This is a genomic window from Pseudomonas sp. fls2-241-R2A-110 (assembly GCF_030209165.1).
Lineage (GTDB): Bacteria > Pseudomonadota > Gammaproteobacteria > Pseudomonadales > Pseudomonadaceae > Aquipseudomonas.
On the sequence record NZ_JARVSN010000002.1, the window covers coordinates 189,395 to 214,984 of the forward strand.

Here is a 25,590-nt window from a genome sequence, read left to right on the forward strand (position 1 = left end):
TCGCTGAAAAGGAACAAGTGGCCAGCGTAGCCGCTGCTTAGTCGCTGGGCAATCCAAGGCTGAGCAGATGCGCAATCAGTCGCTGCTGCAATTGATTGAGGTGTGGCAGGTTCAACTGGTGCCGCGCCGCCACTTTGCAGACGTAGCCCAACAGGTAGCTGATTTCGGTCCGACGCTGATTGGCGACGTCCTGGTGCATCGAGGAGTAATTGGCCGCCGTGGCTTGAATCACTCGTTCAACCTCCTGTTGAAGATCTTGCGCCGCCGCGGGCTGACCGCAACGCTCCAGCAAATCAGTCAGCTCGCTGCACAGGGTGGCGACTTCGCAGTGATGCTCCTGTAGACCACCATTGCGGCAGTCGTGCAGCACCGTCAGGGGATTGATCGCACAGTTGAGCGCCAGCTTTCGCCACAGCCGGGTCAGGATGTCGGTGCTCCATTCGTGGGGAATACCAGCGACAGTCAGGTCATCCAGCCAGATTGGCGCCACCGGGTGGCCGGCATCGCCCAGCCAGTTGTAACCATGACCGGCGAACACTACACGCCAATCGCCGTCGCGAAACGCGCCTTCGGTGCTCGATGCGAACACACAGCGCGCCTGCGGGACCTGCGCGGCAACCGCGTCCTGGCTGCCGAGGCCGTTTTGCAACAGGATCAACTCGGCATCAGGCGTCAGGCGCTGCGCCAGTTGGGCGATGGCGCTCTCGGCATCGTAAGCTTTACAGGCCACCAGCAAGCGGTTGATCGGTCCCTCGCTGTGTGCAGTTTCGCCGGGGATTTCGTAGGTGTGCGCTTCGCCATGCTCCACCAGCGTCAGCCCGCCAGCGGCCTGATAGGCCCGCAATCGCTGCTCGTCGCGCACAATCAATCTGACCGGCACCCCGGCCCGGGCCAGGCGCGTGGCCCACAAGGTACCGAGACTGCCGGCGCCCAGAACATGCCAAGTGGTCGACATCAGCTTTTTGCTCGGTTTGGCACAGGCATGTGAGGCTCACAGTATCGGTTGGAAAAGACCCGTTATAATGAGCCCGATTTTAACCGCAAGCCAAGCGCGCGCCATCGCTATCGAGCGCGCCTTTTTACTGGAGAGATTACATGCCGTCGTTCGACGTGGTATCCGAACTGGACAAACACGAAGTCACCAACGCGGTCGAGAACGCCGTCAAGGAACTCGATCGTCGTTATGACCTGAAAGGCAAAGGCACCTTCGAGTTCAAGGAAAAGGAGCTGACCGTCAACCTGACCGCTGAAGCGGACTTCCAGCTCGAGGCAATGATCGAGATCCTCAAGCTGGCCCTGGTCAAGCGCAAGATCGATGTGCAGTGCCTTGAAGTCAAAGACGCCTATGCCTCGGGCAAGCTGATGAAGCAGGAAGCGGTCCTCAAGGAAGGCATCGACAAAGAGCTGGCGAAGAAAATCGTCGCTCACGTCAAGGACGCCAAGCTCAAGGTCCAGGCGGCCATTCAGGGTGAGCAAGTGCGTATCACCGGCAAGAAACGTGACGACTTGCAGGAAGCCATCGCGGCCCTGCGCGCCAAAACCTTCGATATGCCACTGCAGTTCAACAACTTCCGCGACTGACCTTAGAGGCGGGATCTGTGGGAACGGGCTTGCCCGCGAAGTATGCGTATCACTCGACATCACTGTTGAATGAAACACCGCTTTCGCGAGCAAGTCGCAATCGCCGCAGTTTTTATCGCGTGCCGGGTAGCCGGAAATCAGGAGAAAGAAGATGGATTTGAATACTGAAGTGGACCACCTGGTCAAGGCATCCCAAGCCTGGATTCCGATGATCATGGAATACGGCAGCCGCGTGTTGCTGGCGGTAATTACCCTGGCCATCGGCTGGTGGTTGATCAACAAGGTGGCGCAAAAGCTCGGTGGCCTGCTGGCACTGCGTAACGCCGATCTCGCGCTGCAAGGTTTCATCAGCAGCCTGGCGAACATCATCCTCAAGGTGTTACTGATCGTCAGCGTGGCGTCGATGATTGGCGTCGAAACCACGTCGTTCGTCGCGGCCATTGGTGCGGCCGGTCTGGCCATCGGCCTGGCCTTGCAGGGCAGCCTGGCAAACTTCGCCGGCGGCGTGCTGATTCTGTTGTTCCGTCCGTTTCGTATTGGTGACTGGATTGAAGCCCAAGGCGTTGCCGGTACTGTCGACAGTATCCAGATCTTCCACACCGTATTGCGCACTGGCGACAACAAAACCATCATCGTGCCGAACGGCAACTTGTCGAACGGTATCATTACCAACACAAACCGCCAGCCGACTCGCAAAGTTGTGTTTGATGTGGGTGTGGACTACGAAGCGGACTTGCAGAAGGCCCGGGAAGTGTTGCTGGAACTGGCCAAGGATCCCCGTGTACTGATTGACCCGGCTCCACAAGCAGTCATTTCTACCTTGGGTGACAGTTCGATTACTGTTTCTCTGCGCGTGTGGGTGAAGACAGCGGATTATTGGGATGTGATGTTCATGTTCAACGAACAGTCCCGGGATCGTTTGAAAACAGCGGGTATCGATATTCCGTTTCCACAGCGGGTAATTCGTGTGGTGCAGGAGTCTGCAGTGCAGTGATTGTTTTTTGATCAATGTCTGACTCTTTTGGTCAGGCATGTTTGCTCACGGATTTGATCGTTTAATACATTGTTTGTAGCCAACAAAAAAAGGCCCATCCGAAGATGGGCCTTTTTTATGCTTACTAACTAACCAACTGCGATTACAAGATCGACAGTGGGTAGTCAACGATCAGGCGGAACTCGTCGATGCTGCCTTCGCCTTCGTCAGCATTGGCGCGGTGCCATGCTTGACGGATACGGAAGGACAGGTCTTTCGCTGGACCTGTTTGAACGACGTATTTGGCTTCCAGGTTGGTTTCGTGGTGTTTGCCATCGGCACCGTACAGGCCAGCGTAAGCGCTGCCTGCTGGAGTGTTGGTACCGTCGATGTCCCAACCTTTCACGTAACGGGTCATGAAGCTCAGACCAGGTACGCCGTATTCGGCCATTTTCAGGTCGTAACGGGCTTGTACCGACTTCTCGCCAGGGGCGTTGAAGTCAGAGTACTGGATGGAGTTGGCGAGGAAAATCGAGTCGCCACCGCGGTTGTTTTTACCCACACCGATGTAGTCGAACGGGGTGTCGCCGTTCACTTTCTGGAAGCCCAGGGTGAAGGTGTGCGCTTTCAGGAACGAGAAAGCAGCAGCGAGCGAGTAGGCGGTGTTGTTGATTTCGCCTGCTTTAGCATTGCCAGTGTCGCGGGTGTTGTAGATGTTACCGTCGAAGTTAAGCGACTGGTCGCCGCCCAGTGCGAGGGTGTAGTTCGCGTTGGCGTAGTACTGGTTCCAGATGTCTTCGAGCTTGGCACCGTACAGCGAAACGCTCAGGTCTGGGGTAATGCCGTATTTGCCACCGACGTAGTCGATGGAGTTGGCTTTCACGCCAGCGTAAGTAGCCCACAGGTCGCCGTTACGGGCGTTGCTGTCCTGGCTGGTAGCCGAGGTGAAGTGACCGCCTTCGAGGTCGAGGTCTTTGACTTCGCTGCTCTGCAGTTGGACACCGGTGGCAGTTTGGTGAAGGATGCGGGAGCCGCCAACAGCGAACACCGGAGAGGTGCTTGGCTGCATGTCGCCGATTTTCAGCTCGGTCTTGGAGATGCGGAACTTGGCGGCAGCGCCGGCTTTGCCCTGGTTGTTTTCGACTTCGCCATCTTTGCCCACGGGCATGTTGCCGGTACCCGAATATTTGTCGGAGCCGTCGAGCTTAATGGCCAGTTGTCCCCAAGCTTCAACGCCGACACCGATCAGACCTTGAGTGTAACCCGAGCTGTACATGCCCTGGATGCCTTGGGTCCAGTCTTTGTCGTCGACTGCGCCGTCTTTCTTGTTGCGATTGTAGTAGTAGTTGCGAACCAGCAAGTCGAGTTTGCTGTCTTCAACAAAACCTTTGGCTTCTGCCTGGTCGCTTACGAAAGGTGCGGCTACTGCCAACTGAGTACTGGCTGCTGCTGCAACTGCCAGTGCGATCATGCTCCACTTCATCACGCGCATCGTGATTTGCTCCTTTGGTTTTAGAAGAGTACTGCCGTCCCACCTGATTTATTATCTGGGCGGCTCTTTCTTTTTGTGTCGGCGCAAACTTATATCACGCCGACCATGTTGGCGATACTTGCGTATCTAACCTTTCGGCTTCTTTACGACCCTGTCGCAAACAGCTTGGTAGATGTCGCAAATTTACAGCCTCGATGCAAGCGGAATGACAACTTCAGCGTTGTTTTCCAAGACTCGGACATCGGTAAAAAGAGTCCCTGGTGAAACGTTTGAATCTCCATCGGGCAACCCTGCCGCTGTTTTTATTTGCCTTGAGGCTTCCACTTCCAGCGGAGGCGACCAAGGCGATATGGGTGTGAATGCAACAAGCGTGCACAAATCAGAATTCTGTTGCCATTTTTTTCTGACGGCCTGCTTGGTGCAGTAAAAACCTCATGAAACCGGGGGCTTCAAGCGCCTGCTGTTCAAGCTTGACGCCTCGGTTTGCATCGTGTTGCACCCTCCCGTTCGACGGCGTGACAACCAAAAACGTTACCGGTTCACCCCACCAGTGAGTAATTGGCGGATGCCTGACGCACTCAGCGTAGACGCACTGTACGATTTTGGTGCAAAAAATTTCAATTGCTGTACCGAATTCACACAGTGTAGGTGCAGCTCGGCTGGAAACTCTTCATTGTTTATCAGTCATTTCGGAGCTGATTCTGACGTAACAGGTGCTGTGATGGTGCGCCGTGTTAGAAAATGTCTCACGACAGGGCGTTCGCATGCCGAATGTCGTTTCGGTGGCCTGACGTTGGCAGTGGTTGGTCGTGAAGCAGGCCGCTTTCACAGGTATGCTGGCGTCTTGTCGCTTGGTGCGCAGCCTCTCTGGAGGCGGACTAAGCTGAAAAATGATGACCAGGCGGGAGTGCGCGCGGTGTTCGCTTTAGATCCACGACTTCAACAAGACACACTACCGATCGGGGATTTCCCGCTTTGCCGGTTGCTGTTATCCAATGATTCCAATTACCCCTGGTTCATTCTGGTGCCGCGTCGCGACGATATCAGTGAGATATTTCAGTTGGATGTCGCCGATCAGCAGCGGTTGTGGCAGGAAACGACGGCGCTGGCGGAACTGCTCAAGGATGCGTTCGACGCCGATAAGTTGAATGTCGCAGCCCTGGGCAATGTGGTCAGTCAGCTGCACATGCATGTGATTGTGCGCAAGCGAGAAGATGCGGCCTGGCCCGCGCCGGTCTGGGGTAAACACTCGTCTGTGCCTTACAGCGCAGAGCAGATCGCGACGATTCGCGAGCGGTTGCGCCTGTTGTTAACCGAAGACTTCACGTTTCTGGAGGGTTGAATCATGAGCCTGGAAGAGCGCGTTACCGATCTGGAGAGCCAACTGGCCTTTCAGGACGATACCATCCAGTCATTGAGTGATGTGCTGGCGACGCAGCAGCGCGCCGTTGAGCGACTGCAGCTGCAGATGGCCGCACTGCTCAAGCGTCAGGAGGAAATGGCTGGCCAGTTCGCAACCTTTGAAGAAGAAACCCCGCCACCGCATTATTGAAACCGCAGGCAATAAAAAACCGCGAGCAGCTCGGCTGTTCGCGGTTTTTTTTGGGGGCCTGGAATCAGCGGCGCGGCAGTGCGGCGATCACATCTTCGGCTTGCAGACCTTTGTCACGATTCATCACGGAAAATTCCACGCGCTGGCCTTCGACCAGAACACGGTGACCTTCGCCACGAATTGCCCGGAAATGCACGAAAATATCATCGCCGGAATCACGGGAAATAAAGCCGAAGCCTTTCGAGGTGTTGAACCACTTGACGGTGCCGGTATCGCGGTTGCTCATGTCATAGCTTGGCGAGGCGGCGGCCGGTGAAGATTTGTAGAAGCTGATGGCCAAATGCAGGAGAACGGCAATCAGGGCGGCCAGCAGGCTGAACAGAACGGCAGGTTGACCGGCGATGTCCGGCATTTTCGCGATCAGCGAAACGGTTTGCAGGACGACGGCCAGGACCAGCAGGGCGCTGACCAGGTTTTGCAGTTGATGACGAGGACCTTTGTTCCAGTAAGGGATCACGGGAGCAAGGGTGAGGTTGAGCAGGCCGAAAAAGGCCAGGTACAGTGCAGCGGGTTGTTGCAGGTAAGGAGCAGCTTCGGGTTGCAGGCTGGGTATGAAGGACAACAGCAAAGCTGCTGCGCCCGTTAGCAGGTGAACGATTTTCAACATTTTGATTAACTCACGTTAAGACGGATCACAAGGAAGAGCTGATGGAGTACGGTTCGCTTCAGAACAATAAGAGGCGTTGGACACGTACCCGGTACCAGCCTATGCGCAGCCCCCGGAAAATAGGCGGTAGCGACACACTGCCTATTTAACAGCAAAGCCTGCAGCTACTCAAATCAGCCAGTCCGGCGGTGCCCTGTAGGGCGATGTGACTCAGGCGGTGATGCCCGCGAGGTCGTGGCAGGCTTCACGTGTGGTTCTGCCGCTGCGATGTCTGGGGGAAGAAATCGTAAATCCTGTTCGCGTGCCGCCTTCCACATCGAAAAATCTGTTTTGCCTCCCTCAAAATTCGCCTGACCATGTAGGAAAACGGCCGGCCTAGGACGGTCTCCATGATCGCCCTTCACCTGTTGGCTTATCCTACGTCGATGGTCATAAAGTCGTCTGGATATACCTTTGCGCCTGCGCTTTTATAAGGCGACCGATAGTGCTCTTACAGAAGGCAACGATGGCAAAGGAGTGTCAACGATATGGTGTACGAAGACAGGCTAGGCGAAGGGAGGGGAGGCCCGATCAAGGAAATAAGGGTTGATCCGTTTGTCAGCGAATTTGATATGGGGTTGGCCCAACCGTTATCCCGCTCGGTGCGCTTGAATGGTTTTGCCACCTGTTTGCGGCTTGAACAGGTGTACTGGGATATTTTGGGTGACATGGCCAAGGTCAATTGCTGCTCGGTCAGTGCTTTGTTGTCGCATGTGGACCGCGAGGTGCATCTGCGTCACGGCGGCGTTCGCAACTTCACCGGACTGGTGCGGGTTGTCTGCGTGGTGCGCAGCCTGAAGGAGGGTGGCTGCGTCACGATGCCTTAGCCGCTGCGGTGGATCGGGCAGAGTGTCGGTCTGTGCAGTCTTACGGCTGCACAGGCTGCATTTAATGGATATAATCCCGCGCTTTGCCGCAAAACCCAGCGTGCGCGGTAGCAATCTGATCGCCGAGACAATCCCCATGCCGATGTACGACTATCAATGTGCTTCCTGTGGTCATCAGTTGGAAGCCATTCAAAAGATCAGCGCAGCACCGCTGGTCGACTGTCCTGCCTGCCAGGCTCCAGAGCTTAAAAAGATGCTGTCCATGCCGGGCTTCCGCCTCAGCGGCACCGGTTGGTACGAAACCGATTTCAAGACCGGCTCGAAGAAGAACCTGGCCGGCGGCGACAAAGCTGACTAGGGTCTAGGGCCTGAGTTGAACGACACGTGCGAGTCCTTGGCATATCGGGAGCTTTATTCAAGCGCCGGGTGAACAAGGTCTCCAACCGAATTTCGAATTACGAGAAGTGAAACCACTACCATGATGCGCAGCCATTATTGCGGCCAACTGAACGAAAGCCTGGAAGGCCAGGAAATTACCCTTTGCGGATGGGTTCACCGTCGCCGTGACCACGGTGGGGTGATTTTCCTCGATATCCGTGATCGTGATGGTCTGGCCCAGGTGGTGTTCGATCCGGACCGCGCCGAGAGCTTCGCCGCCGCCGATCGCGTGCGCAGCGAGTACGTCGTGAAGATCACTGGCAAGGTACGCCTGCGTCCGGCCGGTGCAACCAACGCCAACATGGCGTCGGGCATGATCGAAGTCCTGGGCTACGAGCTGGAAGTGCTGAACGAGTCGGAAACCCCGCCGTTTCCGCTGAACGAGTACTCGGACGTGGGTGAAGAAACCCGTCTGCGTTATCGCTTCCTCGACCTGCGTCGCCCGGAAATGGCCGAGAAGCTGCGTCTGCGTTCGCGCATGACCACCAGCATCCGTCGTTACCTGGACGAGAACGGCTTCCTTGATGTCGAGACGCCGATCCTGACCCGTGCGACCCCTGAAGGCGCGCGTGACTATCTGGTACCGAGCCGTACTCACGCCGGCTCGTTCTTCGCCTTGCCGCAATCGCCACAGCTGTTCAAGCAGCTGTTGATGGTGGCTGGCTTCGACCGTTACTACCAGATCGCCAAGTGCTTCCGTGACGAAGACCTTCGCGCTGACCGCCAGCCGGAATTCACCCAGATCGACATCGAGACCAGCTTCCTCGATGAAAAAGACATCATGGGCCTGACCGAAGGCATGATCCGCAACCTGTTCAAGGAAGTGCTGGATCTGGAGTTCGGCGAATTCCCGCACATGACTTTCGAAGAAGCCATGCGCCGCTACGGTTCCGACAAGCCAGACCTGCGTAACCCGCTGGAACTGGTGGATGTTGCCGATCAGCTCAAAGACGTCGACTTCAAGGTCTTCAGCGGTCCTGCCAACGATCCGAAATGCCGTGTCGCCGCTTTGCGCGTCCCGGGTGCGGCGAGCATGCCGCGCAAGCAGATCGATGACTACACCAAGTTCGTCGGCATCTACGGTGCCAAGGGCCTGGCGTACATCAAGGTCAACGAACGCGCGAAAGGCGTCGAAGGCCTGCAGTCGCCAATCGTCAAGAACATCCCTGAGGCCAACCTCAATGTGATCCTCGATCGCGTTGGCGCGGTTGACGGCGACATCGTGTTCTTCGGTGCCGACAAGGCCAAGATCGTCAGCGAAGCTCTGGGCGCGCTGCGGATCAAAGTCGGTAACGACCTGGACCTGCTGACCTGCAAGTGGGCGCCAATGTGGGTCGTCGACTTCCCGATGTTCGAAGAGAACGACGACGGCAGCTTCACCGCCTTGCACCACCCGTTCACTGCACCCAAGTGCACGCCGGAAGAACTGGAAGCCAACCCGGCGACCGCTCTGTCCCGTGCCTACGACATGGTCCTGAACGGCACCGAGCTGGGTGGCGGTTCGATCCGTATCCACCGCAAGGAAATGCAGCAGACGGTATTCCGCCTGTTGGGTATCAATGAAGCAGAACAGGAAGAGAAATTCGGCTTCCTGCTCGATGCCCTCAAGTACGGCGCGCCGCCGCACGGTGGCCTGGCCTTCGGCCTGGACCGTCTGGTCATGCTGATGACTGGCGCCCAGTCGATCCGTGAAGTGATCGCTTTCCCGAAAACCCAGAGCGCGGCTGACGTCATGACTCAGGCTCCGGGGGCTGTAGATGCCAAGGCATTGCGCGAATTGCACATTCGTCTGCGCGAAACGCCAAAAGCAGAGTAAGACGGACCCTGAAGGCGCATCCTTATGGGATGCGCCTTTTTTACAGGTCGAGATTTTTTTCTTGTTGGCCAGCGTGAATGCGCGGCGGGCAATGTTTCAAAGAGAATTCGGAGCGAGTTATGGCGGGTCATTCCAAGTGGGCGAACATCAAGCACCGCAAAGAACGTCAGGATGCCAAGAAGGGCAAGATTTTCACCAAGTGGATTCGTGAACTGACCGTTGCTGCCCGTCAGGGCGGTGGTGATCCGGGTTCCAATCCGCGTCTGCGTCTGGCGCTGGACAAGGCACTGGGCGCGAACATGAGCCGCGACATCATCGATCGCGCGGTGGCCCGCGGTGCTGGCGCTGCCGACACCGACGACATGGTCGAACTGACCTACGAAGGCTACGGCCCGGGCGGCGTGGCGGTGATGGTCGAGTGCATGACCGATAACCGCAATCGCACCGCAGCTGCCGTGCGCCATGCCTTCAGCAAGTGCGGCGGCAACCTGGGGACTGACGGGTCGGTGGCGTATCTGTTCGAGCGCAAGGGGCAGATCTCCTTCGCGCCGGGCGTCGATGAAGATGCCCTGATGGAAGCGGCCATGGAAGCCGACGCCGATGACGTGGTGACTCACGAAGATGGTTCGATTGACGTGTTCACCTCGTTCGCCGGTTTCTACTCCGTGCGTAACGCGCTGGAAGCAGCCGGTTTCAAAGGTGATGATGCGGAAATCGTGATGCTGCCGACCACCAGCGCCGAACTGGACCTGGAAGGTGCCGAGAAGGTGCTGAAGCTGATCGACATGCTCGAAGACCTGGATGACGTACAGAACGTCTACTCCAACGCGGACATTCCGGAATCGGTCGCCGCACAGCTGGGTTAAGGGCAGCTAAGATCTAATGTGGGAGCCGGCTTGCCTGCGATGCCATCACCTCGGTGTATCAGACAGACCGAAGTGATGGCATCGCAGGCAAGCCAGCTCCCACAATTGTTATTTGGTGTATTGGATATTTTGCTTTTACTCAACCCGCAGGCGTTATGACTTTAATTCTTGGTATCGACCCTGGTTCGCGCATTACCGGGTATGGCGTGGTACGCGATACCGGGCGGGGTTGCGTGTACGTGGCGTCGGGCTGCATTCGCACCGGTTCCGGCGAATTGCATGAGCGCCTGCAAATCGTCTATCGCAGTGTGCGGGAAGTCATTCAGACCTACGGCCCGGTGACCATGGGGATCGAAAAGGTCTTCATGGCGCGCAACGCCGATTCTGCGTTGAAACTGGGGCAGGCGCGGGGGGCGGCGATTGTTGCCGGCGCCGAAGAAAGCCTGGAAATCGCCGAGTACACCGCGACCCAGGTCAAGCAGGCGGTGACCGGCACGGGCGCGGCGAATAAAGAGCAGGTTCAGATGATGGTCATGCACATGCTGAAATTGACCAGCAAGCCGCAAATCGATGCCTCGGACGCCCTGGCCATTGCCATTTGCCATGCCCACACCCGATCGAGCCTGTTGCCGCACGGTCTGGGAGCGGCACGCAGTCGTGGCGGGCGTCTGCGTCTCTGATAGCATCAGCAGTCGTTTTTAGGGAATGAGGGTTTTGCGCCTGTGTTGCCGGCGCAAAACCCTCGTTCTGTCAGTCGCCAGTCATTGATCTGGCCAACGCTCAAGGATCTGAAACGTGATTGGACGCTTGCGCGGCACACTGGCTGAGAAACAGCCGCCGCACCTGATTCTGGATGTAAACGGTCTGGGGTATGAGCTGGAAGTGCCCATGACCACGCTTTATCGCTTGCCGTCGGTCGGTGAACCGCTGACCTTGCACACCCATTTGGTCGTACGCGAAGACGCGCAGTTACTCTATGGCTTCTATGGCAAACGTGAGCGAGACTTTTTTCGCGAGTTGATCCGTCTCAATGGTGTAGGGCCCAAATTGGCCCTGGCATTGATGTCGAGCCTGGAAGTCGACGAGTTGGTCCGTTGCGTGCAGTCCCAGGACACCTCGGCATTGACCAAGGTGCCGGGCGTGGGCAAGAAGACCGCCGAGCGTTTGCTGGTCGAGCTCAAGGACCGCTTCAAGGCATGGGAAACCGTTCCTGCCATGTTTGCACTGGTGCCGAACCAGCCGGGCGGGCCTGATGCGCCAGCGCCGGTCGCCACCGCCGAAAATGATGCAGTCAGCGCGCTGATTTCCCTGGGCTACAAGCCGCAGGAAGCCAGCAAGGCGATTTCTGCGATCAAGGAGAAAGGCTTGAGCAGTGAAGACATGATTCGTCGTGCCCTGAAGGGAATGATTTAAGTGATTGAAGCTGATCGTCTGATTACCGCCACGCCTGGCCCGCGCGACCGCGAGGAAGTCCAGGACCGGGCGATTCGCCCTGTCAGCCTGGCCGAATACATTGGCCAGCCGACCGTACGCGAGCAGATGGAGTTGTTCATCCAGGCGGCTCGCGGACGTAATGAATCGCTGGACCACACGCTGATTTTCGGGCCGCCGGGTCTGGGCAAGACCACCCTGGCCAACATCATCGCCCAGGAAATGGGCGTATCGATCAAAAGCACCTCGGGCCCAGTGCTCGAGCGCCCGGGCGATCTGGCCGCGCTGCTGACCAACCTTGAACCACATGACGTGCTGTTCATCGACGAAATCCATCGGCTGTCGCCGATCGTCGAGGAAGTGCTGTACCCGGCCATGGAGGATTTCCAGCTCGACATCATGATCGGCGAAGGGCCGGCCGCACGCTCGATCAAGCTTGATCTGCCGCCCTTCACCCTGGTCGGCGCCACCACCCGTGCCGGCATGCTGACCAACCCGTTGCGCGACCGTTTCGGGATCGTCCAGCGCCTGGAGTTCTACAGCACCGCTGACCTGGCGACGATTGTCAGTCGTTCGGCAGCCATTCTCGGTTTGCCGCTGGACCCGGAAGGCGCTTTTGAAATCGCCCGTCGTGCTCGCGGCACGCCGCGGATTGCCAATCGCCTGCTGCGCCGGGTGCGCGATTTCGCCGAAGTCCGGGCCAAGGGCCATATCACCAAGCCGATTGCCGACCTGGCGTTGAACCTGCTGGATGTCGACGAGCGTGGCTTCGATCATCAAGACCGGCGTCTGTTGTTGACCATGATCGAGAAGTTCGATGGCGGGCCGGTCGGCGTCGACAGTCTGGCGGCCGCCATCAGCGAAGAACGCCACACCATTGAAGACGTGCTGGAGCCGTACCTGATCCAGCAGGGCTATATCATGCGCACGCCACGGGGACGAGTTGTTACCCGGCACGCGTACTTGCACTTCGGTTTAAACATTCCGTCACGATTGGGCGAGATGCCCGTGGTAGACGAGTTCCTCGATGCCGTGGACGATTAATCACCTTTGCGCGCCGATTTATTCGGAGTTTGTGCGGTCTCAGGACCGTGCATTCGCCAGAAAGCCGCGAATCAATGAAAAACAGTTGCCTGGCCGGATTGGCAACCTGAGGAGTAAGCACTAGAGTATGCGCGCGCAAAACGGGCTTGAGCCTTTCGCACTTCGTTGTCGCGTTTATTACGAGGACACCGATGCGGGCGGCATCGTGTATTACGTCAATTACCTCAAGTTTATGGAACGGGCTCGAACCGAGCGGCTCCGGGATCTGGGCTTTGCCCAATCGGCGCTGGCAGGGGAGGACCTGTTGTTTGTCGTGCACTCCAGCGAAGCGCGTTACCACGCGCCGGCGCGACTGGACGACGAGCTTCTGGTAAGCGCTGAAGTAATCGAATTGAACCGAGTCAGCCTGCGCTTCAAACAGCAGGTCAGGCGGGCAACGGATAATGTGCTGCTCTGTGAAGGGCAGTTTCTGGTGGCCTGTGTGCGCACTGAAAGTTTAAAACCCCGGGCCATTCCCGAAGCTCTACGTGCGGCCTTTGCCGACGTGAGCGGCGCGGGTACACACTCAAAGCAGGAGATAAAGCGTGGAAGCTAACGTCGTCGACCATTCCTCCATGTGGAGCCTGGTCAGCAATGCCAGTATCGTGGTGCAACTGGTAATGCTGATCCTGGTAGCCGCATCGGTGACCTCATGGATCATGATTTTTCAGCGCAGCAATTTGATTCGTGCCGGTCGACGTGCCCTGGAGAGCTTTGAAGAGCGCTTCTGGTCCGGTATCGACCTGTCCAAACTCTACCGTCAGGCTGGCAGCAACCCTGATCCGGATTCGGGCGTCGAGCAAATTTTCCGTGCCGGTTTCAAGGAATTCTCCCGTCTGCGTCAGCAGCCTGGCGTAGACCCGGAAGCGGTCATGGAAGGCGTGGCCCGTGCCATGCGCGTTGCCATCTCCCGCGAAGAAGAAAAGCTCGAGCAGAGCCTGCCGTTCCTCGCCACCGTGGGTTCCGTCAGCCCGTACATCGGTCTGTTCGGTACGGTCTGGGGGATCATGAACTCCTTCCGTGGCCTGGCCACTGCCCAGCAAGCGACCCTGGCCACTGTGGCTCCTGGTATCGCCGAAGCACTGGTCGCCACCGCGATCGGTCTGTTCGCCGCGATTCCGGCCGTTATCGCTTACAACCGTTTTGCTGCTCGCAGCGAAACCCTGCTGGGCCGTTACTACACCTTCGCCGATGAATTCCAGGCGATCCTGCACCGCAAAGTGCACACCAGCGAAGAATAAGCAGGTAATTTCCAATGGCTTTAATCGCTCGAGCTCGCAAAAAGCGCAAGCCGGTTGCCGAGATGAACGTGGTGCCCTACATCGACGTGATGCTGGTGCTGCTGGTCATCTTCATGGTGACCGCGCCAATGCTCAATCAGGGCGTGAAAGTTGATCTGCCCAAGGTTTCCAGCGAAGCCTTGCCGCAGGACAACAACACCCAGGTCCTGACCATTTCGATCAAGGCTGACAAGACCTACTACTGGAACCTTGGCAGCGAAGTCGACACCGAAAAGCAGCAGGACAAGGCCATGACCTTGCCGCAGATGACGGACGCGGTGACCAAGATCATTCGCGCCGGGACCGAAGGCGGCAAGCGTACCCAGGTGTTCATCCGTGGCGACAAGACCGTCGATTACGGCTCCGTGATGGGCGCCATGGGCGGATTGCAGAAAGCCGGGGTCGGTAATGTTGGCTTGATTACCGAGGCACCCTGATGCAGCAAATGCGAGAGCCGTCCGCCTCGGAAAGCTACTTCTGGCCTAGTGTCTGGGCGATTGTCTTGCACGTGCTGGTGTTCGGCATGCTGTTCGTCAGTTTTGCCTTCACACCGGAGCTGCCGCCGGCCAAGCCGATTGTCCAGGCGACCTTGTACCAGCTGAAGTCGAAAAGTCGGGCGACCACCCAGACCAATCAGAAGATTGCGGGTGAAGCGCAGAAATCTGCTGCGCGTCAGACCGAAGTCGAACAGATGGAACAGAAAAAGATCGAACAGGAAGCGATCAAAGCCGCGGAACAAAAGAAGGAAGACGCGGCTCAAAAAGCCGAAGAATCCAAGAAGGCCGACGAGACGAAGAAAGCTGAAGAGGCCAAAAAGGCTGATGAAGCCAAGAAAGCCGATGAAGCCAAGAAGACTGCCGAAGCCAAAAAGGCCGAAGAGAAAAAATTGGCTGATATAGCCAAGAAGAAATCTGAAGAAGAAGCCAAGAAAGAAGCTGAAGAAGAGGCCAAGAAAGCGGCCGCTGAAGAAGCCAAGAAAAAGATCGTCGAAGACGCGAAGAAGAAAGCCGCCGAAGAGGCCAAGAAGAAATCTGAAGCTGAAGAGGCGAAGAAGAAAGTCGCCGAAGACGCGAAGAAGAAAGCTGCCGCCGATGCTGCGAAGAAAAAATCGCAGGAAGCGTCACGTAAATCCGCTGAAGAGAAAAAGGCCCAGGCCTTGGCAGATTTGCTTTCCGACACGCCTCAGCGTCAGCAAGCCTTGGCGGATGAGCAGGGTGACGAAGTCGCCGGCAGTTTCGATGATTTGATTCGTGCTCGTGCAGCGGAAGGCTGGGCTCGTCCACCTTCGGCACGCAAAGGCATGACGGTCGTGTTGCAAATCGGCATGTTGCCGGACGGTACGGTGACTTCGGTCAGTGTGGCCAAGTCCAGTGGCGATGGTCCGTTCGACTCGTCGGCAGTTGCGGCGGTCAAGAATATTGGACGTTTGACAGAAATGCAGGGAATGAAGCCGAGCGATTTCGCTCCGTATCGTTCATTCAAGATGACATTCACACCTGAGGATCTAGCCTTGTGAGAAACCTTCTTCGAGGAATGCTTGTCGTTATCTGCTGCCTGGCAGGGATAGCGGCGGCGGATGAAAAAAACATTCTGGTCACCAGCGGCAGTGATCGGGCAACGCCGATCGCGGTAGTTCCGTTCGGCTTCCAGGGCGGCACCGTGCTGCCAGACGACATGGCCGAAATCATCGGTAACGACCTGCGTAACTCGGGTTATTACTCGCCGATTCCAAAGCAGAACATGATCAGCCAGCCTAGCCAGGCCAGCGAAATCATTTTCCGTGACTGGAAGGCTATCAGCGCCCAGTACATTATGGTCGGCAGCATCGTTCCAGCGGGCGGTCGCCTGCAGGTTCAATACGCGTTGTTCAACGTCGCCACCGAGCAGCAAGTGCTGACCGGCAGCGTGTCGGGCAGTGTCGATCAACTGCGCGACATGGCGCACTACATCGCCGACCAGTCGTTCGAAAAACTCACCGGTATCAAGGGTGCGTTCTCGACACGCCTGCTGTACGTGACGGCCGAGCGTTTCTCCGAGAAGAACACGCGCTACACGCTGCAACGTTCGGACTATGACGGTGCCCGCGCCGTGACCCTGCTGCAATCGCGCGAGCCGATCCTGTCGCCGCGTTTCGCACCGGATGGCAAGCGCATCGCTTATGTCTCTTTCGAGCAGAAGCGTCCGCGTATTTTCATGCAGAACATCGACACCGGTCGCCGTGAGCAGATCACCAACTTCGAAGGCCTCAATGGCGCGCCAGCCTGGTCACCGGATGGCAATCGCCTGGCATTCGTACTGTCCAAGGACGGCAACCCGGACATCTACGTGATGAACCTGGGTTCGCGTCAGATCAGTCGTGTCACCAACGGTCCTGGCATCAACACCGAACCGTTCTGGGGTAAGGATGGTTCGACCATCTACTTCACTTCCGACCGTGGCGGCAAACCACAGATCTATAAAACCAGCGTAAGTGGTGGTGGTGCGGAGCGTGTGACCTTTATTGGTAACTACAACGCCAACCCGAAACTGTCGGCTGACGAAAAGACCCTGGTGATGATTCACCGCCAGGATGGTTTCACTAATTTCAAGGTGGCAGCCCAGGATTTGCAGCGAGGTAGTGTAAAGATCCTCACTGATAGCACTCTGGACGAGTCGCCTACTGTTGCGCCCAACGGCACCATGGTAATCTACGCCACCCGCCAGCAGGGCCGGGGAGTCTTGATGCTCGTGTCCATTAATGGACGCGTAAGGCTCCCGCTTCCTACCGCACAAGGCGAAGTCAGAGAACCTTCCTGGTCCCCTTACCTGAACTGACGCGGCGCTACACGTTGTACTTAACACACTGGGGTTCATTAGGAGTTTCACGATGGAAATGCTGAAGTTTGGTAAATTTGCTGCGCTGGCTCTGGCCATGGCTGTAGCTGTAGGTTGCTCGTCCAAAGGCGGCGACAATGCCGGTCAAGGCGCTGTCGATCCAAACGCTGGTTACGGCGCAAACACTGGTGCCGTTGACGGTTCCCTGAGCGAAGAAGCTGCTCTGCGCGCAATCACCACCTTCTACTTCGAATACGATAGCTCGGACCTGAAGCCAGAAGCCATGCGCGCTCTGGACGTTCACGCCAAAGACCTGAAAGCAAACGGCGCTCGCGTTGTTCTGGAAGGCAACACCGACGAACGTGGTACTCGTGAGTACAACATGGCACTGGGCGAGCGTCGTGCGAAAGCCGTTCAGCGTTACCTGGTACTGCAAGGTGTTTCCCCAGCTCAGCTGGAACTGGTTTCCTACGGCGAAGAGCGTCCAGTTGCTACCGGCAACGACGAGCAGTCCTGGGCTCAAAACCGTCGCGTCGAACTGCGTAAGTAATTCGTCATGCGAACGTGCCGTCGTGCTGTAACTGTTTTGGCTCTCAGTCTCACATCGCTTGCGGTGTGGGCTGCGGTTCCTGTGGTCGATAACAACTCCGGTTATAACAATAGCGGGAGCAGTTATCCGCCTGCGGGTTACGGTACGAACGGCGCCTATGCCGGGGGAGGGGTTTCGGCCCCTGTCTCGGCACAGGGCGAGCTGTTCAACCAACTGCAATCGATGCAGGAGCAGATTTCACGTCAACAGGGCGTGATCGAAGTTCTGCAAAATGATGTAGCGCGCATGAAGCAGGAAAACCTGGAGCGATACCAGGATCTTGATCGGCGCATAGGATCCGGCGTAGCACCAGCCGCAACTCCTGATAATTCTTCCACCGGTGGCAATTTGAATGCCCCCGGTGCAGCAGTAGGCGCTAGTGCAGGAGCGGCAGCCGCAGCCGCGCAAGCACCCGCCGCGGGTAGCGAACCGGCCGACCCGGCGAAGGAAAAGCTGTACTACGACGCAGCCTTCGACCTGATCAAAGCCAAGGATTTCGACAAGGCCAGCCAGGCTTTTTCCGCATTTCTGCGCAAATACCCAAGCAGCCAATACGCGGGCAATGCCCAGTACTGGTTGGGCGAAGTGAATTTGGCCAAAGGTGATCTGCAAGGCGCGGGTCAAGCTTTTGCCAAGGTTTCGCAGCTGTACCCAAAGCATCCAAAAGTGCCTGATTCGCTGTACAAACTGGCTGATGTAGAGCGCCGCCTCGGTCATACCGACAAGGTGAAAGGCATTCTGCAGCAGGTGGTGTCGCAATACCCGGGCACTTCCGCCGCTCAACTGGCCCAGCGTGATCTGCAAAAAATGTAGGCCTGTGAGATTCGTTTTGAAGAAACCCGCGCTTGTCGCGGGTTTTTTCGTTAGAATTCTACACCCTTTTTTGAAACACGCTTTTTGGGATCTGCGCGATGGCGGGGTTCCTTGAAGTGCCTGACGGAGGCGGACAGCCTGTTTAGCTGTCATGCCCGTGGCGACTATGCAAGACACATTGAGAATCACCGAAGTTTTCTACTCGTTGCAGGGGGAAACGCGGACTGCCGGGCTGCCCACAGTTTTTGTGCGCCTGACCGGTTGCCCATTGCGTTGCCAATACTGCGACAGCGCCTACGCGTTCACTGGCGGCACCGTGCGCACGCTCGACGACATCCTCGAGCAAGTGGCCGGTTTTCGTCCGCGTTATGTCTGTGTCACCGGCGGCGAGCCGTTGGCCCAGCCGAATGCCATCCCATTGCTCAAGCAGTTGTGTGACGCCGGTTACGAAGTGTCACTGGAAACCAGTGGTGCTCTCGACATCTCGGCAGTAGATTCCCGAGTCAGTCGTGTAGTCGACTTGAAAACCCCGGGTTCGAAAGAAGCGCACCGCAACCGCTACGAGAATATCGAACTGCTCACGCCCAACGACCAGGTGAAGTTTGTCATCTGCTCGCGGGAAGACTACGACTGGGCGGTGTCCAAACTCATCCAGTACGGTCTGGACCAGCGAGCAGGCGAAGTCCTGTTCTCGCCAAGCCATCACGACTTGAATGCGCGGGATCTGGCTGACTGGGTGGTGGCGGACAACCTGCCAGTGCGTCTGCAATTGCAGCTGCATAAATATCTTTGGAATGACGAGCCGGGGCGCTGATATGACTGAACAACTGAACACTACTGAAAAGCGTGCGGTCATCCTGCTGTCCGGCGGCCTGGACTCGGCAACCGTCGTGGCCATGGCTCGCGCCGAAGGCTACAGCTGCTACACCATGAGCTTCGACTACGGTCAGCGGTCCCATGCCGAATTGCACGCGGCGGAGCGTGTTGCTCACGACCTGGGTGTGGTCGAGCACAAGGTGATCGGCCTGAACCTGAACGGTATCGGCGGCTCGGCGCTGACCGACAGCAGCATCGACGTGCCGGAGGTGCCAGGCGAAGGTATTCCGGTGACTTATGTGCCAGCTCGCAACACGGTATTTCTGTCGCTTGCGCTGGGCTGGGCTGAAGTGCTGGGCGCACGGGACATCTTTATTGGTGTGAACGCCGTGGATTACTCCGGTTATCCAGACTGCCGTCCTGAGTTCATCGAGTCCTTCGAGCGCATGGCCAATCTGGCAACCAAGGCTGGCGTAGAAGGCACTGGCTTCCGTATTCAGGCGCCACTGCAGAACCTGAGCAAAGCGCAGATCGTCCAGGCAGGCGTGAAGCTGGGGGTCGATTACGGGCTGACCGTTTCTTGCTATCAGGCCGACGATCAGGGCCGTGCGTGCGGCAAGTGCGACAGCTGCCGACTGCGTGCGGAAGGCTTTGCAGCAGCCGGCGTAAGCGACCCAACACCTTATTTTTGATTTATTTTAAATTAGGTGTTGAATAGTCCTTAAAAATCAGTATTATACGCGCCACCACACAGCGGGTCGTTAGCTCAGTTGGTAGAGCAGTTGGCTTTTAACCAATTGGTCGTAGGTTCGAATCCCACACGACCCACCATTTTTGTAGCAGTTTTAAAAGTCTGGAAGGCCCACGCAAGTGAGGATTTCCGGATTTTTTTTTGCCCGCGATTTGTGCCGGGCTCAGGGTGCGGCTGCACCGCATGGCATAGGTCAGAATCATCTTTTGCATCCGGCCGTTATTCTGTAGCCTTGCGCCTCTTCAACGCTGTCCGTGCCTGATGAATACTCACTCTCCGGCGGTACCCTGAAGGGTCCGGAGCCGGGTGTATACTCGACTTTCGCGCGAATGCGCCTGCAGGTCTTGCAAACATGACGCAGATTTCCGAACGCCTTCTGGTTCAAGCTCACCTCGATGCCAAGCAGCCCAAGCCGCTGACCGTCGAGGAGGAAGCTTTCTACCGTGCCGCCATCGCCGCCGAGCTCAAGGCTCAGGATGCGGTGCTGGTTGCTCACTTCTATTGCGATCCGGTGATTCAGGCCCTGGCCGAAGAAACCGGTGGTTGCGTCTCCGATTCGCTGGAGATGGCCCGCTTCGGCAGCGCTCACCCAGCCAAGACCGTGGTCGTTGCCGGTGTGAAGTTCATGGGCGAAACCGCCAAGATCCTCAATCCTGAAAAACGCATACTGATGCCTACCCTCGAGGCGACGTGTTCGCTGGACCTGGGTTGCCCGGTGGACGAGTTTTCGGCGTTCTGCGATCAACACCCGGAGCGTACGGTGGTGGTGTATGCCAACACCTCGGCGGCGGTCAAAGCCCGGGCTGACTGGGTGGTGACGTCCAGCTGTGCGCTGGAAATCGTCGAAAGCCTGATGGATAACGGCGAGACCATCATCTGGGGCCCGGACAAACACCTGGGCACCTACATCCAGCGCCAGACCGGCGCCGACATGCTGCTGTGGGACGGTGCCTGCATCGTTCACGAAGAGTTCAAGTCCAAGCAGCTCGAAGACATGAAGGCGCTGTACCCGGACGCCGCGATTCTGGTGCACCCGGAGTCGCCGACCTCGGTGATCGAACTGGCAGACGCCGTGGGTTCCACCAGTCAGTTGATTGCGGCGGCGAAGAGCCTGCCGAACAAGACCCTGATCGTCGCCACCGATCGCGGCATCTTCTACAAGATGCAGCAGCTGTGCCCGGACAAGGTCTTCATCGAGGCGCCAACGGCCGGCAACGGCGCGGCCTGCCGTAGTTGCGCACACTGCCCGTGGATGGCGATGAATACCCTTGAGCGCCTGCTCAAGAGCTTGAAGGAAGGGGCGAACGAGATCTTTGTTGATCCGGCGTTGATCCCGCAAGCGATCCGGCCGCTGAAGCGCATGCTCGACTTCACCCAGGCTGCACGGATGAAACTGGCCGGCAACGCCTGAAAACACGCAAAAAACTGTGGGAGCGAGCCTGCTCGCGATAGCGGTCTGTCAGTCATATCAATATTGACTGATACACAGCTATCGCGAGCAAGCTCGCTCCCACAGTGGTTTCTGTAAGGATGAATTATTTGGTTTTCTTCGGGACGCGCACAATCCGGGTGTTGGAGTAGATGTCATGCCAGCTGCGTTTCTGTTTATCGAACAGCGACCAGATGAAGCCCAGGCCAACGCACAGCAACGACGCGATCGACACCACAAACCGCAACAGTGCCTGCCACAGGCTGATGGACGAACCGTCGGCGTTCTGCACGCGGATGCACCATACCTGCATGCCCAGCGTCTGACCGGACCAGGTCCAGAACTTGGCAAAGAAGCCAAACAACACAAACAACAGCACCGTCGACAGCAACGGATCGCCGTCCAGCGCGCCGGCTTCGGTGAGGGCGCGCATTTTGTCTTCGCCGATGATCGCCATCTGGATCATCTTGTAGATGCCGCTGGTGACGATCAGCAGGGCAGTACACAACAGGAAGTCATAGAACATGGCTGCCAGGCGCCGGCCCAAGGTGGCGGCGGGGAAGTCGCCCTGGGGAGTGAGCAGGTGTTTGGACATCGCAGCCTCTGGACGGAAAAGAAGCCATTTTACGGATTTACGCGCACAAAAAAGCCCCTGATGTCAGCATCAGGGGCTTTTTCGTTACAGAAGATTAAGCTTCTGCTTGTACTTCGTCAGCCTGCATGCCTTTCTGGCCTTGCACAGCAACGAAAGTCACTTTCTGGCCTTCTTTCAGGCTCTTGAAGCCGTTGCCCTGAATGGCGCGGAAATGCACGAACAGATCCGGACCGCTTTCAGGAGTGATAAAACCAAAACCTTTCTCGTCGTTAAACCACTTGACGGTACCGCTCTGACGTTGGGACATTTCTTATTTCCTTTGACGCAAAAAATTAATGACAGTCTCTTTCTCATGAAAGAGTACTGGGGCTGGTTGCAGGAGAGTAAGAAGACGTCGAACGGGATGTAGCTAACTTGTAGGCTACTGCCCAGGTCACGATTCCAAGCGACCCATGCAAACACAGTGAACAGACTCTACGCCAACTACGAGAGAAAAAACAAGCCCCTGTGAGAGGCCCGGTTTTGCTGAGGTTGGCGGTTAGTGTGCTCACTAGTGCGGGCTTATTCGATGAGGAGGTTCAATTGTTTTCGAACGTTATAAGCAACGTTCATAAACGAAGCTTAGAGCCGACGACATGCACTATTTTATGGCGATTGCGTTACACATTAGTGCACTGTTAACGCAACCGCGTTACTTATAGAAACAGTCAATCAGCCGCGATAGTAGCGTTGTGCAACAAATGGCATTTTGCTTACAAGCAAAGGCACCTTTTTCCCACGAACAATCGCCCAAACAGGTGTGTCGATGGCGATGTACTTGCTGTCGAGGTAACCCATCGCCAAAGGACCGCCCAAGGTGGGTCCGAAACCGCCGCTGCAAACCGTACCGATGATGTCGCCCGCTTCATTGACGATTTCAGCGCCTTCGCGCACCGGAGTGCGTTCCTGGGGCAGCAGGCCGACACGTTTGCGGCTGACGCCGTTTTGCTGTTGCGCGAATACGGTTTCAGCGCCGGGGAAGCCACCAGCCCGTGCACCATCGGCGCGACGTGGCTTGGAGATGGCCCACAACAGGCTGGCTTCGATCGGCGTGGTGTCGGTGTTCATGTCGTGGCCATAGAGGCACAAGCCGGCTTCCAGGCGCAGGGAGTCGCGAGCGCCAAGGCCGATGGCTGCCACTTCAGGCTCGGCCAGCAGCGCGCGAGCCAGGGCTTCGGCGTTGGCCGCCGGCACGGAGATTTCGAAACCGTCTTCACCGGTGTAGCCCGAACGGCTGACAAAGCAGTCCACGCCGAGCAGTTTCACGCGAGTGAACTGCATGAAGGTCATCTTCGCCACTTCAGGCGCCAGGCGCGCGAGCACAGCGACTGCCGCCGGACCTTGCAACGCCAGCAACGCGCGTTCTTCGAAGAGTGGCTCGATGGTGCACTGATCGCCGATGTGGTGGCGCAGGTGCGCCAGGTCCTGATCCTTGCACGCGGCGTTGACCACCAGGAACAGCTCGTCGTTACCCAGATTGGCGACCATCAGGTCGTCGAGGATGCCACCGGTTTCGTTGGTGAACATCGCGTAGCGTTGCATGCCCACTGGCAAGTCGATGATGTCAACCGGCACCAGGGTTTCCAGGGCCTTGGCGGCATTGGCGCCGGTCAGGTGGATCTGGCCCATGTGCGAGACGTCGAACAGCCCGGCCTGATCACGGGTGTGCTGGTGTTCTTTCATCACGCCCAGCGGGTATTGCACGGGCATGTCGTAGCCGGCGAACGGCACCATGCGCGCGCCCAGTTCGATGTGCAGTGCGTGCAACGGGGTTTTCAACAGGTGTTCGGTGGACATATTCAGCTCCTCAAAAGTAGGCAGATGCGCGTGCGCATCAGCACTCGATAATGTTGACCGCCAAACCGCCACGGGCGGTTTCCTTGTATTTGCTTTTCATGTCGGCGCCGGTCTGGCGCATGGTGCGAATGACCTTGTCGAGCGAGACAAAGTGCTGGCCGTCGCCGCGCAGGGCCATGCGTACCGCGTTGATCGCCTTGACCGAGCCCATGGCGTTGCGTTCGATGCAAGGTACTTGCACCAGCCCGCCAATCGGGTCACAGGTCAGGCCGAGGTTGTGTTCCATGCCGATTTCCGCAGCGTTTTCCACCTGCTGCACCGTGCCGCCCAGCACCTCGCACAAGGCGCCCGCCGCCATGGAACAGGCCACGCCGACCTCACCCTGACAGCCGACTTCTGCGCCGGAGATCGAGGCGTTTTCCTTGTAGAGAATGCCGATCGCAGCGGCGGTCAGCAGAAAGCGCACGACGCCGTCTTCACTGGCACCGGGAATGAAGCGCATGTAGTAGTGCAAAACCGCCGGGACGATTCCTGCTGCACCATTTGTGGGCGCGGTAACGACGCGTCCGCCGTTGGCGTTTTCTTCGTTGACCGCCAAGGCATACAGGTTGACCCAGTCCAGCACCGATAACGGATCGCGCAATGAGGATTCCGGGTTCTTGCACAGTTGCCGATGCAATGCGGCGGCGCGGCGCTTGACCTTCAATCCACCGGGCAGGATCCCTTCGTTGCGGCAACCGGCGGCGACGCAATCCTGCATCACTTGCCAGATATGCAGCAGCCCGGCGCGGGTTTCCGCTTCGGGGCGCCAGGCGCTTTCGTTGGTCAGCATCACCTGGCTGATGGATAAGCCGTAGGTGGTGCAATGGGTGAGCAGGTCCTTGGCGCTTTTGAACGGGAAGGTCAGCGGCGTGGCGTCTTCGACAATGCGGTCGGCACCGGCCGCGTCTTCATCGACGACAAAACCACCGCCGACCGAGTAATACTCGCGGCTGCGGATCTGCAGGCCGGCAGCATCGAACGCGCGAAAGATCATGCCGTTGGGGTGATAGGGCAACGGTTTGCGGATCATCGCCAGGTGTTCTTTCTCGTTGAACGCAATGCTGTGTTCGCCGAGCAGGTTCAAGCGACCATTGCCGCGAATGCCTTGCAGACGGGCGGCGACGGTTTCGGTATTCACGGTGTCCGGGTGTTCGCCTTCCAGGCCGAGCAACACAGCCTTGTCGCTGCCGTGGCCTTTGCCGGTGGCGCCGAGCGAGCCGTAGAGCTCGACTTTGATGCAGGTGGTTGCCATCAGCAGCCCTTCACGGCGCAGTCCTTCGGCAAACCGCGCGGCTGCGCGCATCGGGCCGACGGTGTGGGAGCTGGAGGGGCCGATGCCAATCTTGAACAGGTCGAACACGCTTAACGACATGAGTTGTTCTCCGGTTTCTTGTTATAGGAATGGGCAAATCTGGAGTGTTACACAGGCCCCTGTGGGAGCGAGCTTGCTCGCGATAGCAGACTGACATTCATCATCGATGTCGACTGGAAGACCGCTATCGCGAGCAAGCTCGCTCCCACAGGGCTTTGTAGTGTTCTTGAAAGTGGGGGCAGGCAAACCTGCCCCCACACAGGTTTAAGCGTAGCTTTCGATCGACGGGCAGGCGCAAACCAGGTTGCGATCGCCAAACACGTTGTCGACGCGGCCGACCGGTGGCCAGTACTTGCCTTCGATCAGCGACGCAACCGGGTACACCGCCTGCTCACGGCTGTACGGATGCGTCCACTCGCCTACGATTTCCGCAGCGGTGTGCGGCGCGTTTTTCAGCGGGTTGTCGTCCTTGTCCAGGGTGCCGTTTTCCACAGCGCGGATTTCTTCGCGGATGCGGATCATGGCGTCGCAGAAGCGGTCCAGTTCTT

Annotated in this window: 29 protein-coding genes and 1 tRNA gene; 22 read left to right on the forward strand and 8 right to left on the reverse strand. The window is 57.6% G+C overall.

All coding sequences use genetic code 11. The annotated features are described in order from the left end of the window. Window positions 1–37 precede the first annotated feature (37 nt). On the reverse strand, window positions 38–955 hold the full coding sequence (locus QRN31_RS01175; protein WP_285429632.1) for a putative 2-dehydropantoate 2-reductase: 918 nt from the start codon (window positions 953–955) through the stop codon (window positions 38–40). A 140-nt stretch (window positions 956–1,095) separates the two neighbouring features. Here QRN31_RS01175 and QRN31_RS01180 point away from each other — a divergent pair, with 140 nt between their 5' ends. Further along, a complete protein-coding gene (locus tag QRN31_RS01180) occupies window positions 1,096–1,581 on the forward strand; it encodes a YajQ family cyclic di-GMP-binding protein (protein ID WP_008029244.1) in 486 nt (161 codons plus the stop codon). A gap of 151 nt (window positions 1,582–1,732) precedes the next feature. Then, window positions 1,733–2,575 (forward strand): mechanosensitive ion channel family protein, encoded by an 843-nt coding sequence (locus QRN31_RS01185; RefSeq protein WP_285429633.1) that lies wholly within the window; start codon window positions 1,733–1,735, stop codon window positions 2,573–2,575. A 142-nt stretch (window positions 2,576–2,717) separates the two neighbouring features. Here QRN31_RS01185 and QRN31_RS01190 read toward each other — a convergent pair whose 3' ends face one another. Next, window positions 2,718–4,046: an OprD family porin gene (locus tag QRN31_RS01190; protein ID WP_285429635.1), complete on the reverse strand. Its 1,329-nt coding sequence runs from the start codon at window positions 4,044–4,046 to the stop codon at window positions 2,718–2,720. Between the two features lie 916 nt (window positions 4,047–4,962). On the opposite strand from QRN31_RS01190, the gene QRN31_RS01195 reads away from it, so the two are divergent. Together QRN31_RS01195 and QRN31_RS01200 are read left to right on the forward strand one after the other, a co-directional pair. Then, a complete protein-coding gene (locus tag QRN31_RS01195; protein ID WP_285429660.1) occupies window positions 4,963–5,388 on the forward strand; it encodes an HIT domain-containing protein in 426 nt (141 codons plus the stop codon). Window positions 5,389–5,391: 3 nt separating this feature from the next. Further along, window positions 5,392–5,598 carry a SlyX family protein gene (locus QRN31_RS01200; RefSeq protein ID WP_222588176.1) on the forward strand — a complete coding sequence of 69 codons (207 nt, stop codon included), beginning with the start codon at window positions 5,392–5,394 and terminating at the stop codon, window positions 5,596–5,598. Window positions 5,599–5,662: 64 nt separating this feature from the next. On the opposite strand, the gene QRN31_RS01205 is transcribed toward QRN31_RS01200, so the two are convergent. Next, window positions 5,663–6,265, reverse strand: coding sequence for a cold-shock protein (locus QRN31_RS01205; protein ID WP_090187443.1), 603 nt, complete (start codon window positions 6,263–6,265; stop codon window positions 5,663–5,665). Between the two features lie 527 nt (window positions 6,266–6,792). On the opposite strand from QRN31_RS01205, the gene QRN31_RS01210 reads away from it, so the two are divergent. The 18 genes from QRN31_RS01210 (at window position 6,793) to nadA (ending at window position 21,239) form a co-directional block, all read left to right on the forward strand. Then, window positions 6,793–7,131, forward strand: a complete 339-nt coding sequence (locus tag QRN31_RS01210) for a ribbon-helix-helix domain-containing protein (protein WP_285429637.1) — start codon at window positions 6,793–6,795, stop codon at window positions 7,129–7,131. 136 nt (window positions 7,132–7,267) lie between these two features. Further along, window positions 7,268–7,489, forward strand: a complete 222-nt coding sequence (locus QRN31_RS01215; protein ID WP_010457489.1) for an FmdB family zinc ribbon protein — start codon at window positions 7,268–7,270, stop codon at window positions 7,487–7,489. Window positions 7,490–7,609: 120 nt separating this feature from the next. Continuing rightward, complete coding sequence (gene aspS / locus QRN31_RS01220; protein WP_285429638.1) at window positions 7,610–9,385, forward strand: aspartate--tRNA ligase; 1,776 nt, start codon at window positions 7,610–7,612, stop codon at window positions 9,383–9,385. Between the two features lie 119 nt (window positions 9,386–9,504). Continuing rightward, the gene (locus tag QRN31_RS01225) at window positions 9,505–10,251 is read left to right on the forward strand and encodes a YebC/PmpR family DNA-binding transcriptional regulator (RefSeq protein WP_008072427.1); all 747 of its coding nucleotides are present in this window, start codon (window positions 9,505–9,507) and stop codon (window positions 10,249–10,251) included. A 155-nt stretch (window positions 10,252–10,406) separates the two neighbouring features. Next, on the forward strand, window positions 10,407–10,931 hold the full coding sequence (ruvC, locus tag QRN31_RS01230; RefSeq protein WP_208669606.1) for a crossover junction endodeoxyribonuclease RuvC: 525 nt from the start codon (window positions 10,407–10,409) through the stop codon (window positions 10,929–10,931). Window positions 10,932–11,046: 115 nt separating this feature from the next. Next, window positions 11,047–11,664 carry a Holliday junction branch migration protein RuvA gene (gene ruvA / locus QRN31_RS01235; protein WP_090187430.1) on the forward strand — a complete coding sequence of 206 codons (618 nt, stop codon included), beginning with the start codon at window positions 11,047–11,049 and terminating at the stop codon, window positions 11,662–11,664. Further along, window positions 11,665–12,726, forward strand: a complete 1,062-nt coding sequence (gene ruvB, locus QRN31_RS01240; RefSeq protein WP_090187427.1) for a Holliday junction branch migration DNA helicase RuvB — start codon at window positions 11,665–11,667, stop codon at window positions 12,724–12,726. A gap of 127 nt (window positions 12,727–12,853) precedes the next feature. Further along, window positions 12,854–13,321 (forward strand): tol-pal system-associated acyl-CoA thioesterase, encoded by a 468-nt coding sequence (gene ybgC, locus QRN31_RS01245; RefSeq protein ID WP_222588172.1) that lies wholly within the window; start codon window positions 12,854–12,856, stop codon window positions 13,319–13,321. Continuing rightward, complete coding sequence (tolQ, locus tag QRN31_RS01250) at window positions 13,311–14,006, forward strand: protein TolQ (RefSeq protein ID WP_222588171.1); 696 nt, start codon at window positions 13,311–13,313, stop codon at window positions 14,004–14,006. Before ybgC ends, tolQ begins: the two co-directional genes overlap by 11 nt. 23 nt (window positions 14,007–14,029) lie before the next feature. Then, a complete protein-coding gene (gene tolR, locus QRN31_RS01255) occupies window positions 14,030–14,482 on the forward strand; it encodes a protein TolR (RefSeq protein WP_161807482.1) in 453 nt (150 codons plus the stop codon). Then, a complete protein-coding gene (tolA, locus tag QRN31_RS01260; protein ID WP_222588170.1) occupies window positions 14,482–15,561 on the forward strand; it encodes a cell envelope integrity protein TolA in 1,080 nt (359 codons plus the stop codon). The genes tolR and tolA overlap by 1 nt, the downstream gene beginning before the upstream one ends. Further along, window positions 15,558–16,859, forward strand: a complete 1,302-nt coding sequence (tolB, locus tag QRN31_RS01265) for a Tol-Pal system beta propeller repeat protein TolB (protein ID WP_414921236.1) — start codon at window positions 15,558–15,560, stop codon at window positions 16,857–16,859. The genes tolA and tolB overlap by 4 nt, the downstream gene beginning before the upstream one ends. A 52-nt stretch (window positions 16,860–16,911) precedes the next feature. Then, window positions 16,912–17,409: a peptidoglycan-associated lipoprotein Pal gene (gene pal, locus QRN31_RS01270; RefSeq protein ID WP_090187413.1), complete on the forward strand. Its 498-nt coding sequence runs from the start codon at window positions 16,912–16,914 to the stop codon at window positions 17,407–17,409. 6 nt (window positions 17,410–17,415) lie between these two features. Then, window positions 17,416–18,261: a tol-pal system protein YbgF gene (gene ybgF / locus QRN31_RS01275; RefSeq protein ID WP_285429643.1), complete on the forward strand. Its 846-nt coding sequence runs from the start codon at window positions 17,416–17,418 to the stop codon at window positions 18,259–18,261. Between the two features lie 166 nt (window positions 18,262–18,427). Continuing rightward, window positions 18,428–19,075 (forward strand): 7-carboxy-7-deazaguanine synthase QueE, encoded by a 648-nt coding sequence (queE, locus tag QRN31_RS01280; protein ID WP_090188884.1) that lies wholly within the window; start codon window positions 18,428–18,430, stop codon window positions 19,073–19,075. 1 nt (window position 19,076) lies between these two features. Then, entirely contained in the window at window positions 19,077–19,769 is a 693-nt protein-coding gene (gene queC / locus QRN31_RS01285) for a 7-cyano-7-deazaguanine synthase QueC (protein WP_285429645.1), read from the forward strand. 63 nt (window positions 19,770–19,832) lie between these two features. Next, window positions 19,833–19,908 (forward strand) — tRNA-Lys (locus QRN31_RS01290). Between the two features lie 272 nt (window positions 19,909–20,180). Then, entirely contained in the window at window positions 20,181–21,239 is a 1,059-nt protein-coding gene (gene nadA / locus QRN31_RS01295; protein WP_285429646.1) for a quinolinate synthase NadA, read from the forward strand. Between the two features lie 124 nt (window positions 21,240–21,363). Here nadA and QRN31_RS01300 read toward each other — a convergent pair whose 3' ends face one another. The 5 genes from QRN31_RS01300 to QRN31_RS01320 all read right to left on the reverse strand — a co-directional run. Continuing rightward, window positions 21,364–21,852: an RDD family protein gene (locus QRN31_RS01300; RefSeq protein WP_090187401.1), complete on the reverse strand. Its 489-nt coding sequence runs from the start codon at window positions 21,850–21,852 to the stop codon at window positions 21,364–21,366. A 94-nt stretch (window positions 21,853–21,946) separates the two neighbouring features. Beyond that, window positions 21,947–22,159 (reverse strand): cold-shock protein, encoded by a 213-nt coding sequence (locus QRN31_RS01305; RefSeq protein WP_003175786.1) that lies wholly within the window; start codon window positions 22,157–22,159, stop codon window positions 21,947–21,949. A gap of 404 nt (window positions 22,160–22,563) precedes the next feature. Then, the gene (gene gcvT / locus QRN31_RS01310) at window positions 22,564–23,688 is read right to left on the reverse strand and encodes a glycine cleavage system aminomethyltransferase GcvT (protein ID WP_285429649.1); all 1,125 of its coding nucleotides are present in this window, start codon (window positions 23,686–23,688) and stop codon (window positions 22,564–22,566) included. 37 nt (window positions 23,689–23,725) lie between these two features. Further along, window positions 23,726–25,102, reverse strand: coding sequence for an L-serine ammonia-lyase (locus tag QRN31_RS01315; RefSeq protein WP_285429650.1), 1,377 nt, complete (start codon window positions 25,100–25,102; stop codon window positions 23,726–23,728). A 204-nt stretch (window positions 25,103–25,306) separates the two neighbouring features. Further along, window positions 25,307–25,590: hypothetical protein (locus tag QRN31_RS01320; RefSeq protein WP_285429651.1), on the reverse strand; the 284-nt coding region annotated here is incomplete at its 5' end.

What these genes read in the sequence shown, in the direction of transcription:
- QRN31_RS01175 (WP_285429632.1), bottom strand. Translation starts at nt 955, where the DNA reads ATGTCGACCACTTGGCATGTTCTGGGCGCCGGCAGTCTCGGTACCTTG.
- QRN31_RS01180 (WP_008029244.1), top strand. Translation starts at nt 1,096, where the DNA reads ATGCCGTCGTTCGACGTGGTATCCGAACTGGACAAACACGAAGTCACC.
- QRN31_RS01185 (WP_285429633.1), top strand. Translation starts at nt 1,733, where the DNA reads ATGGATTTGAATACTGAAGTGGACCACCTGGTCAAGGCATCCCAAGCC.
- QRN31_RS01190 (WP_285429635.1), bottom strand. Translation starts at nt 4,046, where the DNA reads ATGCGCGTGATGAAGTGGAGCATGATCGCACTGGCAGTTGCAGCAGCA.
- QRN31_RS01200 (WP_222588176.1), top strand. Translation starts at nt 5,392, where the DNA reads ATGAGCCTGGAAGAGCGCGTTACCGATCTGGAGAGCCAACTGGCCTTT.
- QRN31_RS01205 (WP_090187443.1), bottom strand. Translation starts at nt 6,265, where the DNA reads ATGTTGAAAATCGTTCACCTGCTAACGGGCGCAGCAGCTTTGCTGTTG.
- QRN31_RS01210 (WP_285429637.1), top strand. Translation starts at nt 6,793, where the DNA reads ATGGTGTACGAAGACAGGCTAGGCGAAGGGAGGGGAGGCCCGATCAAG.
- QRN31_RS01215 (WP_010457489.1), top strand. Translation starts at nt 7,268, where the DNA reads ATGCCGATGTACGACTATCAATGTGCTTCCTGTGGTCATCAGTTGGAA.
- aspS (WP_285429638.1), top strand. Translation starts at nt 7,610, where the DNA reads ATGATGCGCAGCCATTATTGCGGCCAACTGAACGAAAGCCTGGAAGGC.
- QRN31_RS01225 (WP_008072427.1), top strand. Translation starts at nt 9,505, where the DNA reads ATGGCGGGTCATTCCAAGTGGGCGAACATCAAGCACCGCAAAGAACGT.
- ruvC (WP_208669606.1), top strand. Translation starts at nt 10,407, where the DNA reads ATGACTTTAATTCTTGGTATCGACCCTGGTTCGCGCATTACCGGGTAT.
- ybgC (WP_222588172.1), top strand. Translation starts at nt 12,854, where the DNA reads ATGCGCGCGCAAAACGGGCTTGAGCCTTTCGCACTTCGTTGTCGCGTT.
- tolA (WP_222588170.1), top strand. Translation starts at nt 14,482, where the DNA reads ATGCAGCAAATGCGAGAGCCGTCCGCCTCGGAAAGCTACTTCTGGCCT.
- pal (WP_090187413.1), top strand. Translation starts at nt 16,912, where the DNA reads ATGGAAATGCTGAAGTTTGGTAAATTTGCTGCGCTGGCTCTGGCCATG.
- ybgF (WP_285429643.1), top strand. Translation starts at nt 17,416, where the DNA reads ATGCGAACGTGCCGTCGTGCTGTAACTGTTTTGGCTCTCAGTCTCACA.
- queE (WP_090188884.1), top strand. Translation starts at nt 18,428, where the DNA reads ATGCAAGACACATTGAGAATCACCGAAGTTTTCTACTCGTTGCAGGGG.
- queC (WP_285429645.1), top strand. Translation starts at nt 19,077, where the DNA reads ATGACTGAACAACTGAACACTACTGAAAAGCGTGCGGTCATCCTGCTG.
- nadA (WP_285429646.1), top strand. Translation starts at nt 20,181, where the DNA reads ATGACGCAGATTTCCGAACGCCTTCTGGTTCAAGCTCACCTCGATGCC.
- QRN31_RS01300 (WP_090187401.1), bottom strand. Translation starts at nt 21,852, where the DNA reads ATGTCCAAACACCTGCTCACTCCCCAGGGCGACTTCCCCGCCGCCACC.
- QRN31_RS01305 (WP_003175786.1), bottom strand. Translation starts at nt 22,159, where the DNA reads ATGTCCCAACGTCAGAGCGGTACCGTCAAGTGGTTTAACGACGAGAAA.
- gcvT (WP_285429649.1), bottom strand. Translation starts at nt 23,688, where the DNA reads ATGTCCACCGAACACCTGTTGAAAACCCCGTTGCACGCACTGCACATC.
- QRN31_RS01315 (WP_285429650.1), bottom strand. Translation starts at nt 25,102, where the DNA reads ATGTCGTTAAGCGTGTTCGACCTGTTCAAGATTGGCATCGGCCCCTCC.